A 17,109-nucleotide genomic window follows, 5' to 3' on the forward strand; every position below is an offset into this window, starting at 1 on the left:
TCAAATGTTCAGAAAGAAGCGGCGACTTCCCGAAGGAAGCCGCCGCTCTAGTTTGTCATGTCCGACCCGAAGTTGGATCAGAACTCGTAGCGAACGCCGACCTGGATCTTCCAGGCCGAGCTCGAAATGGCCACGAACTGGTCGTCATCCGGGTTGAAACCCGAGACCACATAGCGACCCTGCGAATCAACCGGTCGGAGAGAAGCCGGATTGTTGGGGTTTGCCGGATTCGGATCAAAGCCACCGTTGTCAATCAAATCGGTGAATTCCGATTGGAACCGAACCCGATTGGCGCTCTTGTCGATGAAGTTCAGGAAATTGTCGAAGTCGGCAAACAGCTCGATCCGGTCATTAACCAGACCAGTCAGGCTGCCGAGGAACGGCAGTTCTTGGCTGAATCGAAGGTCTAAATCGTAAGACCATGGATTACGACAGGTGTTCCGAGGAATGGTTTGGCCCCGATAGTCATCAATACAATCGAATTGCGAAATATAGGCATCCAGCCCGGCCGCCGCTTCAGCAGCAGTTTGCGTGCGAATGAAGTTGCCGTTGCGGAAAAAACCTGAGTCGGCGAACACCACGTTTGGATCGCTGGGTCCCGTCGGTATGTAGAGTAGCGCATTGTCAGTGCCCGACGAACTATCGTTGAAGACGCCCCCACCGTCGAAGGTCAGGCTGTAAGGCCGTCCCGAACGGGCCCGGAAATAGATGCCGAGCGAGGTCTTGTAGTCAGCGAAGAATTCCTCGCGGAAATAGACCGAGGCGGTGATGTTGTGGCGGGTTTCGTAGTTCGAAGTCGACACCGCCGGGTTCTGCCGGTCGAAAGCCGAGGTCACGTCGTAGGACGAGGTGGCCGTCGACGAACCGACGTTCCGGTTGTTGTCCGAATCAGTGTAGGCGTAGCCGAAGCGCAGGCCCACGCTGCCGCCATCGGTCAGCAGACCGCTGCGGAAGTTCTTCGACAGCAGAAACGAGGCGATGTGACTTTCGTAGCTCGGTCCATTGGTCAGCTGGATCTCGTCATCGCGACGGGTGTTGAAGCACGCCGGGGTGACGCCCTGCCAGACCGGTGGGGTGCCGCCCGAACCGACCAGCTGCGCGTTACAGCCGAACACGGTTGGGTCGATCGCTGCATAGATCGGGCGGCCATCAACTGTGTAACCCCCAAGGCCCCGGCGGATATCCGGCGTCTGCGACAGGTCGACGAAGTTGAGCGTGTCGTTGAACCGCGAGTAGATGTAGTCGAGGTTCAGGCGCCAGTTGCTGAAGAAGCCCGTCTCCGTGCCGAAATCGGTCGCGAGACCGAGGTTGGCACGCGTCACGGTTGGAACCTTGAAGTTCGGATCGGTCGACTGCGTGTCGGACAGGCCAGCTGCAGCCTGGGCTGAACCAAGTGCGGCGACACAGGTCGGGAAGCCGGTGAAGCTGCCGCCGGTGACGACGCTGGTCGGGACAGTCGCACAATCGAAGCTTTCACCGGTACCGGTCGAGAAACCGTTGTTGGAGAACGCGTTCGAGAAGTAGACCACCGGGTCGCCGCCCGAGAACATGCCAACGCCGCCCGTTACGCGGGTGTTCGAGAACAACCCGTCATTTTCGAGGTCGTAGGTGGCTGCAAAGCGCGGCAGCAGGACAGGGTCGAGCTTGCCGAAGCTGTTGGCGTTCGTGAAGCCATAGCGCCTCTGGAATTCGGGGTTATGACGCGGTGCGTCACCCGAATAGATCTGCGCCCGCAGGCCAGCGGTTATGCTGAGCTGGTCGGTCGCCTGCCATTCGTCCTGGGCGTAGAACGACCAGATCGTGCGGCCGAAAGTGGCCGCTGCTTCATTGATGTCGCCAGTCGGCGTGGCGTTGATAGTTGCCCCGCCCGCTACGCCGTTGACCAGGTCATCGGCGCTGGCGAAGGCGCTGGAGAAGAACCCGGGAGCGATCACGCCGTTCTGGAAATCGGTCAGATTGCGGAAGAAGATCGTGCCCGTCGCGTTGATAGCGAACAGGTTATAGACTTCCAGGTCGTTGACCTCGGTCCCGATCTTGAACTGGTGATCGCCACCGTCGATGTTCATCTGGAACTTGGCCTGGTTGACGGTGGTGTCGAGAGCGTTGGCCGAGCGGAAGATGCCGGGCCCCGTACTCAGGATACCGTTGCCTCCCGGGCCGGTAACGCCGACCGCGAGACGCGGGGTCGGGTTGGCCGATTGCGCTTCGCCGAAACCGACCGGACCTTGGACGTCGCCCACTTCCGAACGGCTCATCCGCAGTTCGGTGCTGACCTTGTCGCTCCATTCGGAGTACAGGCGAACCGAATAGTAGTCCGAGATCGTGCCTTCGTCCTCGAAGGAATTAAGGCCCGTGAGATTGTCCGAACCGGTGTCGCTTTCGACATTGGTTTCCTCGAGCCGCTGGTAGGTCGCCTCGAGCCGGTGGTCGTCGTTGATATAGGCGTCGATCCGGCCGAAATAGCGAACGCTCGATTCCGGCAGGGTGCGCGGATAGCCGCCGACATCCTGACCGTAGACCTGGTTGGCGATCTGCGCGAACTGGTCGAACTGCGCCTGCGTGACGAAATTGGCTTCGTTGGCGAACCCGCCGCCCGCGGGACCGAAATCATTGGCATCGCCGAGGTCGGTTTCTTCGTAGCCGACATAGAAAAACAGCCGATCGGGAATAATCGGTCCACCCAGCGTCGCGCCCCAGCGCTTCTCGCTGCCCGAAGACAGCGGCTGTTCGTTGCCGTCACCATCGATAATGGTGTCGGCCAGCAGGTCGTCGTTGAAGAAGGTGTAGAAGGCCGAGCCGTGGAACTTGTTGGCGCCCGACTTGGTGACAACGTTGACGAGGCAGCCGGTGAAGTCGGAATATTCGACATCGAACGGTGCGAATTCTACCGAGGTCTCGCGGATCACGTCATAGGGCAGCGGCAGCGAGTTGCGCGCGGCAAACGGCGTACCGTTGAGGCCGAAGACGTCCGCCTGGACGATACCGTCGACAGTGAAGGTGTTCGACCGGTCATTACCGCCGAGGCACGAGATACGGTCGACTTCATTGTCACGCTCGAGGCTGACACGCGGATCGAGGCGGATGATGTCGCGCACGTCGCGCGAAAGGCTCGGGAAGGCTTCGAGCGTGGCTTCGCCAAACGCGGTACCCGGACCGACTGCCAGTTGCTGGACGTTGACGCGCTCTGCGGTGACGACGATCAGGTTGTTGGCGGCCGAAGCGCTGGCGAGGGTGAACTTGTACGAGGTGTTACCCGAGATGTTGATGTACTGGTTCTCGATGGTCTGGCCCTGGAACCCATCAGCCGTCGCGGTGACGGTGTAGGGGCCGCCCGGGACCAGCGAGGTGGCGCGGAACGTGCCGTCAGCGCCGGCAGTCAGCGTGCGCGACTGACCGGTCCGCGTGTCGGTAACGATGACCGTCGCGCCGGGAACAGCAGTGCCGCTCTCGTCGGCAATGGTGCCCTCGATACCCGATGTGATCTGCTGGGCGGCCACCGGTGCCGGCATGGCAACAGCAGTAGTGAGGCCAGCGACGCTCGCGGCCAGTGCGTATTTAAGCTTCATGGATAACCCCTTTGAAGTCGCTTGAGGACGAATTTCCCTGATCCGACCTTTTCCCTAGCCGGTACATAGGTCGCCAAAGGGGGGACTGGTTACAGAAATATGACAGTTATGCCCAAGTGTTGCAGCGCAACAATATGACCCCGAAAAAACCCCCGTTTCATGCGGGTTTGAGCGGTGTGGCCAGTATGCAACAACCAGCCGCTTTTTCCCTCGGGCGGAGATTCACCGCATTAGAGCGTGGTTTCGTCAGGCTAGATTGATCTCGCGCAGGCGCTGAAGCAGGAATTCGTGCGAGGAAATCGGCGGCTGCGGCTTGTTGCCGGTAACCGATTCGGAGCACGATTCCAGCGGCTCGATCACGAAGTCGGGCCGGAAGTGCAGGAAGAATGGCATCGAATAGCGCGCCCGATAGGCGGCCTCGCCCTTCGGATTGACCACACGGTGGGTCGTCGAGCGCAGTTTGCCGTTGGTGAGACGTTCCAGCATGTCACCGATATTGACGACCAGCGCCCCTTCAGGCGGATCGATGGCGAGCCACTCCCCCTGGCGGGTGAGCAGTTCAAGTCCAGCCTCCTCGGCTCCCAGCAACAGGGTGATGGTATTGATGTCGCCATGGGCAGCGGCGCGGATCGCGCCTTCGGCTTCCTCACCTTGAAGTGGCGGATAGCGCAGCAGCCGCATCACCGAATTGCCGTCCTCGACAGTCTTGACGAAATAATCGCGCTCCAGCCCGAGATGGATGGCGATTGCTTCGAGCACGCGCAAACCTGCGGAATCGAAAGCGTCATAGAGCGTTTGGAACGTATCCTTGAAGCTGTCGACTTCGTCTGGCCAGACATTGGGCGCCATGTATTCGGCCAGCTCGTGCCCCTCGGGCAGCGTGCGCCCGACATGCCAGAACTCCTTCAGGTCGTGGACCCTGGCATCCTTGGCCTTCTCTGTACCAAACGGAGTGTAGCCGCGCGCACCACCGGAACCCTCGATCTTGTACTGTAGCTTGGTCTCGGCAGGCAGGTCGAAGAAAGCCTTCGATTTAGCCTCGGCCTGGTCAATCAGCTCTTGCGGAATGCCATGGTCACGAATGACGGCAAAGCCAAATTCGGCAAAGGAACGACCAAGCTCGTCGGCGATGTTTTCGAGCGGCTGGTCAAGCGAGACGGATGCGATCTGGGTCATGGGCAACACTTAATATGGGAGGAACAAACCGGCGAGCGCCGCGCTCATCAAGTTGGCCAGGCTGCCAGCGGCAAGCGCGCGCAGACCGAGCTTGGCGATGACCGGGCGCTGGTTCGGGGCGAGCCCGCCAGTCACGGCCATCTGGATGGCGATCGAAGAGAAATTGGCAAAGCCGCATAGCGCAAAGGTGACAATGGCTCGGCTGCGCTGGGTCAACCCATCGGCAGCCATGGCACCAAGATCGATGAAGGCGACAAATTCGTTGAGGACGATCTTGGTGCCAAACAACCCGCCCGCGACCTGCGCCTGCTGCCAATCGGCGATCCCGATCAGATACATCACAGGCGCAAAGACAAAGCCGAGTAATTGCTGGAAGCTGATCTCGGGATAGCCGACCCAGCCGCCAACTTGCGCCAACAGGCCATTGGCCAGCGCGACGAGGGCCACAAACACCATCACCATCGCGCCGACCGCGACGGCCAGCTTGACGCCGGTCTGCGTACCTTGTGCGGCAGCCTCGATGACATTGGCGGGTCGGTGTCCCTCTTCGAAGGTCTCCGCCACTTCGACTTCGTGCGGCTTGCCGCTTTCGGTCAGCGCCGCAGGGCCTTCGGCGCTGATGCGCGCCTGCGGAAGCCTGATATCTTCCGGGTCGACGCCGGAAAGTTCAGCCGCATCACGGGCCAGATCACAGTCATCGTCGGGCATGATGATCTTGGCCATGAGGATGCCACCAGGTGCCGACATGAAGGCCGCTGCCAGCAGGAACGGCACGGCCTCGGCACCGATGAAGCTGGCGTAGGCCGCCAGAATCGTACCAGCGACCCCGGCCATGCCAACGCTCATCAAGGTGAACAGGCGGCTGGGTGTCAGCGCCGCGAGATAGGGGCGCACTACCAGCGGGCTTTCGGACTGGCCGACGAAGATGTTGGCCGCGCTGCCCAAGGCCTCGACCTTGCTGATCCCGGTGATCCAGCCGATCGCGCCGCCGACCCAGCGCACCAGGCGCTGCATGATGCCCCAGTGGTAGAGGATCGAGACAATGGCGGCGAAAAAGACGATGACCGGCAGGGCTGCGATGACGAATGTGTTGACGAAGGGGTTGGTATCCATCGGGCCGAAGATTGCAGCGATCCCGACTTTCGAATAATCGAGCAGCGCGATCACGCCGTTGGAAAGGAACTGGATCGCATCCACGCCCCAGGGCGTGCGCAGGACAATCAGCGCCATCAGAGCCTGCAGCGCAAAGGCCGCCCCGACCACGCGCAACCGAATCCGCGTCTTGCCGGTCGACAGTAGAAAAGCGATGGCAAGGATGGCTGCGATCCCGGCCAGGCTCAGGACGAAGGGCGGCATACGGTATCTTTCGTAACTAGCGCGTGCTGCCACCCTTTAGCGGACAGGCACTGTCGGTCAAACTTGAGCTGAAGCGGGGCTGGGGGAAGATGCGTCGTGAAACTTCCCAAGTCCGGGCCGCTTGCCTATGGCTCGGCCATGACTGACGCACCCGCAACAGAAGATTCCACGCCAGCGCCCGCAATGCCACTGGGCATGTTCGTCTACATCGTCCTGTATGGCGGGATGACGGTGCTGGCCGGTTTCCTGGCTTTTAAGCAGGTCGGTCTGTGGCCGACCAATTTGGCGGTGGAAGCGGGAATTTTTGCCTTCCTGTTGCTGGTCGTCATCTCCAGCACCATCGCGCAACTCTACGGCAAGGCGGTCGCCAACAGGCTGGTGTGGTGGGGCTTTATGCCGCTGTTGTTCTCGGCCTGCCTGATGAACCTCGTTCTCGCCCTCCCGGCGTCGCCCGACATGATCGCCGCGCGCGGAGAGGGACTGGAAGCATTCCAGTTGGTGCACAGCCAACTCTGGCGGGTGATGGCGGCAGGGCCGGCTGCCTATCTCGTCTCGCTGTTGCTCAACATCTGGATCTTCGACCGATTGCGTGGCGGAAACGACACCTCGACATTCAGCCTTATGGTGCGCGGCGCGATCGCTTCGGCGCTCAGCCAGGCTGTCGATTCGGTGATTTTCGTGACCCTCGCATTCTATGGCGAGTTCCCGATTACCAATCTCCTGATCGGCCAGGTGCTGGCCAAGGTAACGCTCAGCTTCGTGCTGGTGCCGTTCCTGATCACTGCCGGCGTGGCCGGAGCACGCTGGCTCGACCGCCGTGATGCAATCAGCGCAACAATCCCGCCGCGTTAAGTGCGTTTTCTAAAGCAGGCTTAACTGCCCAGGGCCGAGCATCCCTTCTTTTGAAGGAGCTTACCTATGGCAGTTACCGGCCTGCTTGACCCGGTGCAGCAAGACGACAAGGGACGCACTGGAGCCCGCCGAACCATCCGCATCGCCGCCGAAGGCGTTCGCGGAAATGGCGAGGAAACACTTGTCCGCCTGCACAACATCTCGACCGGCGGGATGCTGCTGGAAAGCGATAGCGCGATCGAGGTTGGCGAGGAGATCGTGCTCGACCTGCCCGAGGCCGGGCCGACCGCCGCGCAGATCGTGTGGCAGAGTGCCTCGCTCCATGGCTGCCGCTTCGTGGAACCGCTTGGACCGGGCGCGCTAAGCGCGGCCCAACTGCGCAGCGCGATCGCGCCGGCGGAGGCAGAAGCAGACGTACCGCACGCGCCGCGCGGATCACTCGGCAAACGCCTGGCACGCCTGCGTCAGGAGCGGGGCATGACCTTGGCACAAGTTGCCGAAGCCCTTGAGGTTAGCAAACCGACCGTTTGGGCCTGGGAACATGATCGCTCGCACCCGGTGGCCGGAAGGGTCGCCGCACTAGCCAAAACGCTTGGCGTGGCGGAGAGCGAGTTGACCACTGGTCAGGATCTGAGCAGGGCCGATCATGCGATCGCCGCCGCGCGCGAGGCGATAGCCGAGGCCTATGGCTGCGCACCAAATCGCGTCCGGATAATGCTCGATCTTTAGTCAAAGTCTTTCCAATCATCAGTATTATAGTTAATAAAACAAATGCCGATTCTAAAATAAACTAAGTTATATAATTCGGCTAACAAGTTTTGTTTTGACTATCTCGCCAAGATTATGTTCGGGCGAGCTGAATTGGGGGCAAGTTAAGATGGCGCTGGACTTTTCAGCAGGGGATTTTGCGCGCGTTTTCGATCTGGCGACTAGCGACACGCTCGATATCGTCGTAATCGAATGCGATGCCGAGGGTTTCATTCTCAAGGCGTCGCATGGCTTGTCGGGCCTCGGCTGCCCGATTCCGGCATTTCTTGTTCCGCCACGCCTGGAAGATCTCGTCGCACCGCCGGATGTCCCACGGATCCGGGCCGAGTTCGCGCTGGCTGCGGGTGGACAGGAGGATCGCGGATGGGTCGAATTTCGCCTGCAACAGCCGGGTCTCAAAGGACGCTGGTTTGCCCTGCGGCTGTCACCCGTCGGCGGGCAGGACGGCTCGCCGGCTCCTGCATGTCGGGTGCTGGGTGTCATGCGCGATGTGCATGAACGGCGCATGCTGGAGGACAGGCTGTTCGCGGCCCGGCTGACTGATCCACTGACCGCGCTGACCAACCGCGTGGCCTTCGATTGCATGCTAGAGCACGCGGTCGAGAACCGGCAATCGGGATGGCTTGCGTTGTTCTCGATTGGCCAGATGCGCGCGATAAATCACCATCTCGGTCATCAGGCCGGAGACGCCGTGCTCAAAGGGTTCGGCGATGTCCTGCGTACCGTGATGCGAACTGGCGACACGCTTTCGCGTGTTGCCGATGCAACCTTCGCGGTGCTGATCCTCGACGCAACCCATGCAGATGCGTGCCGGCTGGTTGAACGGGCACAACAGTTGTTTGCGGGTGACCTGGAATGCAGGACCACGACGCTATCGCTTTTTGCCAACACCGGCCTAGCCGAGATCGGCAACAATATGCGCGATACCTTGCGTCGGGCGGAGCTGGACATAGTGCGGAGCAAGGCCGGGGCGAACGCAAGCCGCCGGTGCGGCCAAGGTGCCTCGCAACGAACACCCCGCCTGCCTACCCGCGCGGCCCCAGCATCGGCGCGCCGCGCGGGTTAGCAGGTATTACTCCCACCAATAGGGCTTGCGCGTAGCCGATCCGGTGATGACCTCGTTCATGGTCGGCGCGTCATACAATCGCCCGCCGATCATGACCTTGGAGATCTTGTCCGAATTGCGAATGTCGAGGCTGGGATCAGCGTCGAGGACGATCAGATCGGCCAGTTTGCCAGGCTCCAGGCTGCCGATATCGCGATCCATGCCGAGCGATTGCGCCGAAACGATCGTGCCTGCGCGCAACGCCTCGACCGGTGTCATCCCGCCGCGAACAAAGCTCCACAGTTCCCAATGCGCGGCGATGCCGGCCTGCTGGCCATGGGCACCGATGCTGACCTTGACCCCGCGATCGGCGAGTTTCTTCGCCTCGCGCGCGGCATCGTCGTCGACAAAGGCCCATTGGGGCGCCTTGGTCCGCCTCGCATTATCCGCGAGCAGCATCTTGGGCGGGGTGTGGACCAGCAGCGGGTTGTCATAGACGTCGGTCGCCTGCCGCCAGTAGGGGTCGCCCGCAAGGCCGCCATAGGTGACTACCAACGTCGGTGTGTAGTTGGATTGGCTCTGGCCGAAGAACTGCAGCACGTCCTCGTAAAAGGTCTCGCCTGGCACGTTGTGCTCGACAGTCGAATTGCCGTCGGCGACCAGGTTCATGTCCATTCCGAACAGCGAGCCGCCTTCGGCCACAACCAGCATATTTTCGGCCGCCGCCGCGCGCACGACCATCTGGCGCTGCTCGCGTCGCGGCTGGTTGTAATTCTTTACCGAAATGCCGCCCTGCGCCTTGATCCGTCGGACATGCGCCAGTGCGTCTTCATAGCTGTCGATCCGCGCATATACGCCTGCCGCCTTGGCCCCGTAGATGATTTCGCCGGTGGAGAATATCCGCGGAGCAAGCAGCATCCCGGCCCGCTGGCGTTCGGCTGCGGAGAAGATGGTGCTGGCGCTGGAGGACGGATCGTGGATCGTCGTCGTGCCGAGCGCGAGTTGCTGGATCTGGACCCAGTTCTGCTCGGGCACGAGGTCTCCTACGCCCTGCGGCCCGTGCGCGTGAGCATCGATCAGGCCGGGCATGATGGTCTTGCCCCGGGCATCGATCACCTTTGCACCTGAAGGCACGGCTACTTCACCGACTGCGCCAACCGCGGTGATGCGGTTGCCTTCGATCACGATCACGCCATTGTCGATCGCACCGGCCTCTTCGCCTTTCATGGTCAGGATTTTCGCACCCGTGAGAGCGACGGTTCCACTCGGCTTGGCCGCGCGCTGCGTCATTGCCAGCGAGATCCCGTCAGCCGGCGGAGTATAGCTGGCGTCCGTATCCGGCGCATTGGCGAAGAAACTGCGGCTCGACGCGCGATAGAGCCTATGGCCCATCGTCCAAGTCAGCGTATCGTCGTCGGCCCAGCCAATGTAGTCCGCTCCTTCGGCGCTGACCTTCGTGACCGGCAACGCACCGCCCTTTTCACCGACATTGACCGCCTGCCCGCCCGGCATGAGAGGCATGGCAAAGACCTCGTAATTTTGCCGGAAGGCAACCAGCCGTCCGCCGGGTGAAACGCGGAAATCATTGACCAGTTCGCCCTTGGCATGGGTGCGCTTGGCTTCGCCGTCCAGGTCCGTCGAAACCAGCGCGAGACCGTCGCCGCTTCCTTCGAGCATGAAAATGCGGTCACTGGCCGCACCGAATTGCGGTGCCGCGCCGCCACGCGAGACCAGCTCTGGCGTCCCGCCGCTGGCTGCCACGCGATAGATGCCCGGCTCCTGCGAATAGTCCGGCGAAGTCAGGTAGCCGCCGCTGCGCTTTTCGAACGCGATCATGCGACCGTCGGGCGAGAAGGCAGGGTTGGCGTAGTGCCCCGGCATACGCGTGACCTTACGCAGATTGCCGCCATTGGCATCGGTCATGACGATTTCGCCAAGACCGGCATCGGTCCAGCGCACGAAGACAATACTGCGCCCGTCGCGGCTGAAAGTCGGCCAGGCTTCGATTGCCTCGCCGGATGTCAGTCGGCGCGGCGTGCCACCACCCACGGTTTTGACCCACAACCGACCGAGTGTCTCGAACACCACGCGTCGCCCGTCAGGCGAGACGGTGGCATGTTTGGGAATGCTGGTGGTGAAGCTCTCGGGCGCGACCTCGATCACCGGGTGTGGCGCATCGGCGACTCCGCGGGTGTCGTTGACTGCAAAGGGGATCACGCTGGCGCCGGTGCCGTCGCGGTTGACCCGGTTCAGCTTGCCGCCCGACCAGAACACGATCGACCGGCTGTCCGGCGTCCAGTCCATATTGGGATAGACCCCGGTGACCGCCCAAGTTTCCTGCACATCGCGGTCGAGGCCATCAAAGATCATGGTTTCTCGCCCGCTGGCAAATTCCTTCACCCACAGCTGTGAATCATCCTTGTCCCGGCGGACAAAGGCGATCGCACTGCCATCGGGCGAAGGGGTCGGGCGAACCGCGCCGCCATAACCATCGACCACGGTAGTTCGCTCGCCCGTCGCCAGCTCATATTTCTCGATCCGGAAGATGCCAGCGTTCGAATCCTGCGCATACTCGAAGATTGGCCCCGAGGTGTCGTTGCGGGTAAAATAGATCGCTTCCCCATCGGGGGCATATATCGGCTCGCCCAGTTCCTTCTGGTGCGCTTCGCTTGGCCGCTCGACCAGCTTGACCCCACCGCCGCCGCTGACGTGATAAAGCCAGACTTCCCCGGTCCCGAGCGAGCGTCCGGTGGTGAAGTGCTTCTTGGCGGCAATGAACTGCCCATCCGGCGACCAGCTGGGCTGGTGCAGCAAGCGGAAATCTTCCTTGGTCAGCTGCTTCTTGTCGCTCCCGTCGCGGCCCATCAGCCAGATGTTATCTCCGCCCGCCCGGTCGGATGTGAAGGCGATGCGGCTGCCGTCGGGCGAAAATCGTGGCTGCACTTCCCAGGCCAGCCCTTCCGCTATCCTCGTCGGCGTGCCGCCTTCTATTGGCATGGTGTAGATGTCGCCAAGCAATGAGAATGCGAGCGTGCGGCCATCGGGCGACACGTCGACATCCATCCATGTTCCTTCATCGGTGCGGATCGGCACCTGCTGGATATTGGCACCTGCGGGAGCATTGACGTCCCACTTTTCTTCCTGTGGCTTCGCTGCTTGCTCGGCATCGGCCTCGACGTCTCCCTCCTGGGCAAAGGCGTTGGCCGGCAACAGGACAAGGGCGCTCGAAACGAGCAGAGCGTGCAGGGCTTTCATGGGCAATCCTCAGTAGTTAGCGTACGCGATTTTGCGCGGACACTAGGCAGAGCGGCTGCCAAAGCCAATGCGGCAATCGACGAATGTCGGATTCCAGCCCCTCGGGACCTTACCAGGTGTCAGCCGGCAGTGGCGCGGATCTTGGCCATAAAGCCATCGACCTGGCTACGCAGAGTCGATGCTTGCCGATCCAGCTCGCCTGCCGATTCGAGTACTTGTGAGGCGGCCGAGCCCGTACGCAACGCATTGGCGCGGACTTCGCGCACATGCTGCCCCACTTTCTCGCTGTTGCGAGCGGCCCGGTCGATGCTCTGGGCGAGATCCCGCCCGGCCATCGATTGCTGGTCGACCGCCGATGCAATCGCGATTGCGGTGCTTTCGATCTGCTGGATTTCGGTGCTCACAGTACGTAGCGCGCCAACGCTGGCCCCTGTCGATTCCTGAATTGCACGGATTTGCCGTGCCACGTCTTCGGTGGCCCGGGTCGTCTGGCCCGCCAGTTCCTTCACTTCCGAAGCGACAACAGCAAAGCCGCGTCCTGCTTCGCCGCCACGTGCCGCCTCGATCGAGGCATTGAGCGCGAGCAGGTTGGTACGGCTGGCGATTGTCGAGATCAGTTCGACCACCTGGCCGATCTGGCTTGCCGCCTCGTCCAGCGCGGAAATCGTTACATCGGCCTCGTCCGCGGTATGCCGCGCCTTTCGGGCCATCTCGGCCGAGTCGGCAGCCTGGCGGCTGATTTCGCCGATCGACAAGGCAAACTCGTCGCTTGCAGAGGCTGCGGCAGATGCACCCGCAGCAGCTTCTTCCATCGCACCTGCGACCTCCTCCGAATCTTCATGCGACTGTTTGGCAGCCAGCGACATATCGGTCGCTGTCGTATGAAGTTGCGATGATGCAGAGGCGACGCCTGCGACGACATTACCGATGGTGCGGTCGAAATGCTCGGACAATGCAATCAGCTCGGCTTTCGCCCGCGCTTGCAACTGCGCGTTCTTCTCCTGGGCACGGCTGTCACGCATAGCCAGCTGCAACAGGTGTCTCGTCCCGCGTCGCAGGATTTCGAGCGAGCGGGCCATTTCGCCAAACTCGTCTTCTCGATCCTTGTCCTCGATCTCGAGATCGGTTCGCCCATTGGCGATCGAGCGCATTGAGTGCGCCATGCGCTGCGCGACCTGCAGTACGTCCCTGGCCAGATAGAGCCCCCCGGCAACGGCGATGGCCGCGAGCGCTATCGTGGTGCCTAGAATGATCCAGACCGCCTTCGCGATTGCGTGTTCCGCAGCGGCCGACGATCCAGCCTGTGCCACTGCCTCCAGTTGACCCAGCGCAACGAAATCGAGAATCCCGAGTAGTAAGATCGGAACCACGATGCAGCCGAAAATCTTGCGCTTGCCGCCGCGCCAGCCGAGATCAACCGGATCATCACCTGCGGCGCTGCTACCTTGGACCTCATCTGCGCCAAGCTTACGGCGAAGTTCCGCCTCTACTGTGTCGCGCATATCCGTCGTCAAGTCGCCAAGGGTCGTCATACCAGTACACTCCCGGCGATCTCAGGCGGATTGGCCAAGGCTTCGGACCTGAAGTTTTCCCGCAATTCGTCGATCTGTTCAGGCGGCATGGCCCGATAGTACAACCACCCTTGAATCTGGTCGGCGCCGGCGGCCCGCACGAGATCGGCCTGTGCTTCGGTCTCGACCCCTTCCGCGGTCACACCCATTGCCATCGCCCGGGCGAGCGAGATGCTGGAAATCATCATCGCCCGACTGCCATCGTCCTGTTGGGCATCGACCACCAGCGAGCGATCCAGTTTCAGCTTTTCGAAGCGGAACTGCCGCAGAAAACCGATAGAGGCATAGCCGGTACCGAAATCGTCGAGCGAGATGCTGACACCAAAATGGCGGATAACGTCGAGACTGCGTCCGACCACCACCGGATCGAGAACTAGGCAGGTCTCGGTAACTTCCAGCTCGAGCCGTTCGGCCGGGAAACCGGTTTCTTCCAGCACCTGCCCGACCTGGAAGGGAAATTCCGGATTGCGCAATTGCGCTGCCGAGATGTTTACCGACAATGTCAGGTCTGCCCATCGACGGGCATCGGTGCAGGCACGGCGCAGCGCCCACAGGCCGATCGGATTGATCAGGCCGGTTTCCTCGGCAATAGGGATGAAGACGTTGGGACCGATCGCCGCTCCGTCAGGTCGTTCCCAACGAATCAGCGCTTCCACTGCAACGATCTGGCCGTTGCCTGCATCGACCAGCGGTTGATAATTGAGCCGGAATTCCTCGTTGGCGAGCGCCGTGCGGAGGTCGGTATCGAGATCACGGCGCGCTTCGCGGTTGCGGTCAAACTCTTCCGTAAACCAAGTGCAGCGCATCTTGCCCCCGCGCTTGGACGCGAACATCGCGACATCGGCGCGGCGTAGCAATTCAGAGCTTTCCAAGCCGTCCTTACCATCGCTCCGGGCCAGCCCGACACTCGCGCCAACCGAAATCTGGCGTTCGCCCAAAAGCAGCGGAGCCTGGAACTGTTCGACCACCATGCGCGAAAGACCTTCCAGCACATTGCCGGCAATCGGACCGATTACGACAAGAGCGAATTCATCTCCGGTAAGGCGATAGAGACTTGCTTCGTCGCGAACGATACGGCCGATCCTTTCCGCAACCTGCTTGATCAGCGCATCGCCAATGGCGTGGCCATAGTGATCGTTTACATGCTTGAAGCCGTCGAGATCGATGAGCGCAACCGCGATTTCTTCGTCACCGTTGGCCTTGTTCGCAATATCGGCGTGGATTGCGCGGCGGTTGGGAAGCCGTGTCAGTCCGTCAATTCGCGTGGCCAATTCGATCTGCCTCATCCCCGCAAGACCGAGCCGCACGAGTCCCCAACTCGCGCTTGCAAACAGTACGGTGGCAAGTCCCGCGAGAACGGGCCAGGAAAGGACGTCGTAAGCGGCGAGTGTCAAGGCAGCACCGCCGATCGCCAGTACCAGCAGGCAATTGGCAGCAATGGGCGCAAAAACTATTTGCGCCGCAGACCAGTTCTGGGGGTTGAAACCCTTGAGCACGACTGAAAACCCCCGAATGCGATCCTACCGTATTAACCCCTAGATTAGGGGCCAAAGGTCTAACTATCGGTTAAGCATAGACCGCGTTGATGGGGTCGCTTCGACATAACCGGATTCCGGCGCCGTTGGAGCCGGCTGAAAGATCCCGGGCAAGCCACTTGCGGGCTTGAACACCTGCGTCTGCCCCACAGCCGTTTCACCAACTCCCAACACCAGATATGCATCCTGCGCCATCACCTCGTGGAGCCGCTCAAATACCTGTTGGCGGACGATCGGATCAAAATAGAGCAAGACATTGCGGCAGAGCACCAGATCGAACGAGGTGCCGACCGGAAGCGGGTCGAGCAGGTTGTGCTGGCGAAAGCTGACCATCCGCTGCAACGAATGATCGATCTGCCAGCCGCGTGCGTTCTGGGCGAAACAGCCCAACATCTGGGTTACAGTCAGACCCCGCTGAACTTCGAATTGCGAGAATATCCCGGCGCGCGCTGTGTCGATGATCCGTGGCGAAATATCGGTCCCGAGCAGTTCCAGTTTCCAGCCGTCCCACCGCTCGCGCTGCGATGCCAGTAACATCGCAATGGAATAGAGCTCCTGTCCGCTCGAGCAGCCGGCAGACCAGATCCGCAACGTCCTTTGGCCTCGGCGTTGTTCGTGCAGGCGCGGCAGGATCTCGCGTTCCAGCAGGTCGAACAGGCTTTTGTCCCGGAAGAAGTAGGTCTCGTTGTTGAGCAGTGCCTCGACCACCTCGTCCGCCAACTTGTCTCCGCCTGGCTCTGTCAGCAGACATACGAGTTGGTCGACGTTGGATATGTTCTGGCGACGGAAAACTCCCGATAACGCACCGGATATGCGCCACATCCTGCCCGCTCCGAGCTGCTGGCCCGTGCGCGCACGCAGGAGTTCTGCGACGATCTGCAGAGAGGCCGGATTTTCTTCGCTCATTTAGCCCTGACGCTTTCGTCTATGAGTATGGCCAGTTCTTCCGGCGCGCCGACAGCTGCCGCGAGCCCTGCCTCGATAATGCCGCGTGGCATTCCGAACACGGCGCAACTGTCTTCACCCTGCGCCAGCAGCGTGCCCCCTGCATCAAACAGGGTACGGGCGCCCAGTGATCCATCGCGACCCATCCCCGACAGGATGATTCCCATGCCGCGCGCGCCGTAAATACTGGCAACCGATTCTAGCATCGGGTCCACTGATGGTCGGCAACCGCTAGGCACATCGTAATCAGCGATCTCGGCGACGACGCGGTTATCCTCGCGGCGCAGCAAAAGGTGACCGTCCCCCGGAGCGACCAGCACCTGGCCAGGCTCAACAGCCATTCCATCGACCGCAACTTGCGACTTCCTGCCGGCCATTGACGCGAGTTGACGGGCAAAAATCGACATAAATGATTTGGGCAGGTGCTGGGTCACGAGGATCGGCAGGTCCAGCGCAGGCGACAGCTTGTCGAGCAGGCGTCCCAGAGCATGGATACCACCGGTGGATGCCCCGATCGCAAGAATAGCGGGTGCGTGCCCTGATCTTGCCGATATCGGGGTCTTTCGTGGCTTTAGCGATGGGCGATCCCTGCCTGCAATTGCCACGATCTTGCTCACCAGTTCTGCCCGATAGGCGTCGGTAAAAGCACCCGAACGCGGCTTGGCGAGCGTATCGGCGGCGCCCATGGCCAGGGCGGCAACCGTTGCTTCGGCGCCATTTGTGGTGAGCGTTGAAACAACGCAAACCTTTGCCCCGCGCGCTTTGGCGAGAATTTGCGGCAAGGCTTTCAGCCCGCCCATACCAGGCATTTCGAGATCAAGGAGGATGACGTGGACCTGGCGGCTGTCGAGCAATTCCAATGCCACCTCGGCGCTGCCTGCGGTGGCCACTACCTCCATATCGGGGCGGGCTTCGATAGTGCGGACAAGCGCGGAACGGGCGGTCAGCGAATCATCGACCACCATGACCCTTATGCGGCCAAGACGACCGGCACCCGGGGCAGAAAAACCTTGGTTTTCAGGAAGGGCAGAACCCATCAC

General features: G+C 61.3%; 11 protein-coding genes. 3 read left to right on the top strand and 8 right to left on the bottom strand.

Annotation, left to right across the window (positions count from 1 at the left end):
• Positions 1 to 77: 77 nt before the first annotated feature.
• The 3 genes from ACXYL9_RS00125 to ACXYL9_RS00135 all read right to left on the bottom strand — a co-directional run bounded on the left by ACXYL9_RS00125 (position 78) and on the right by ACXYL9_RS00135 (position 6,098).
• Positions 78 to 3,566 carry a TonB-dependent receptor gene (locus ACXYL9_RS00125; protein WP_459037560.1) on the bottom strand — a complete coding sequence of 1,163 codons (3,489 nt, stop codon included), beginning with the start codon at positions 3,564 to 3,566 and terminating at the stop codon, positions 78 to 80.
• A 246-nt stretch (positions 3,567 to 3,812) separates the two neighbouring features.
• Complete coding sequence (locus ACXYL9_RS00130; protein ID WP_459037561.1) at positions 3,813 to 4,742, bottom strand: isopenicillin N synthase family dioxygenase; 930 nt, start codon at positions 4,740 to 4,742, stop codon at positions 3,813 to 3,815.
• A 9-nt stretch (positions 4,743 to 4,751) separates the two neighbouring features.
• Entirely contained in the window at positions 4,752 to 6,098 is a 1,347-nt protein-coding gene (locus tag ACXYL9_RS00135; protein ID WP_459037562.1) for a NupC/NupG family nucleoside CNT transporter, read from the bottom strand.
• Positions 6,099 to 6,236: 138 nt separating this feature from the next.
• Here ACXYL9_RS00135 and ACXYL9_RS00140 point away from each other — a divergent pair, with 138 nt between their 5' ends.
• The 3 genes from ACXYL9_RS00140 (at position 6,237) to ACXYL9_RS00150 (ending at position 8,784) form a co-directional block, all read left to right on the top strand.
• On the top strand, positions 6,237 to 6,950 hold the full coding sequence (locus tag ACXYL9_RS00140) for a queuosine precursor transporter (protein WP_459037563.1): 714 nt from the start codon (positions 6,237 to 6,239) through the stop codon (positions 6,948 to 6,950).
• A 66-nt stretch (positions 6,951 to 7,016) separates the two neighbouring features.
• Positions 7,017 to 7,679 (top strand): helix-turn-helix domain-containing protein, encoded by a 663-nt coding sequence (locus tag ACXYL9_RS00145; RefSeq protein ID WP_459037564.1) that lies wholly within the window; start codon positions 7,017 to 7,019, stop codon positions 7,677 to 7,679.
• Between the two features lie 148 nt (positions 7,680 to 7,827).
• Positions 7,828 to 8,784, top strand: a complete 957-nt coding sequence (locus ACXYL9_RS00150) for a GGDEF domain-containing protein (protein ID WP_459037565.1) — start codon at positions 7,828 to 7,830, stop codon at positions 8,782 to 8,784.
• A gap of 6 nt (positions 8,785 to 8,790) precedes the next feature.
• Here the strand turns inward: ACXYL9_RS00150 and ACXYL9_RS00155 are convergent, their stop codons facing one another.
• The 5 genes from ACXYL9_RS00155 to cheB form a co-directional block, all read right to left on the bottom strand.
• The gene (locus ACXYL9_RS00155; protein ID WP_459037566.1) at positions 8,791 to 12,018 is read right to left on the bottom strand and encodes an amidohydrolase family protein; all 3,228 of its coding nucleotides are present in this window, start codon (positions 12,016 to 12,018) and stop codon (positions 8,791 to 8,793) included.
• A gap of 119 nt (positions 12,019 to 12,137) precedes the next feature.
• Complete coding sequence (locus ACXYL9_RS00160) at positions 12,138 to 13,550, bottom strand: methyl-accepting chemotaxis protein (RefSeq protein WP_459037567.1); 1,413 nt, start codon at positions 13,548 to 13,550, stop codon at positions 12,138 to 12,140.
• Entirely contained in the window at positions 13,547 to 15,085 is a 1,539-nt protein-coding gene (locus tag ACXYL9_RS00165; RefSeq protein ID WP_459037568.1) for a putative bifunctional diguanylate cyclase/phosphodiesterase, read from the bottom strand. Before ACXYL9_RS00165 ends, ACXYL9_RS00160 begins: the two co-directional genes overlap by 4 nt.
• 63 nt (positions 15,086 to 15,148) lie before the next feature.
• The gene (locus tag ACXYL9_RS00170; protein WP_459037569.1) at positions 15,149 to 16,030 is read right to left on the bottom strand and encodes a CheR family methyltransferase; all 882 of its coding nucleotides are present in this window, start codon (positions 16,028 to 16,030) and stop codon (positions 15,149 to 15,151) included.
• Positions 16,027 to 17,106, bottom strand: coding sequence for a chemotaxis-specific protein-glutamate methyltransferase CheB (gene cheB, locus ACXYL9_RS00175; RefSeq protein ID WP_459037570.1), 1,080 nt, complete (start codon positions 17,104 to 17,106; stop codon positions 16,027 to 16,029). The genes ACXYL9_RS00170 and cheB overlap by 4 nt, the downstream gene beginning before the upstream one ends.
• Positions 17,107 to 17,109 lie beyond the last annotated feature (3 nt).

It is taken from the genome of Qipengyuania sp. CAU 1752 (assembly GCF_054482615.1).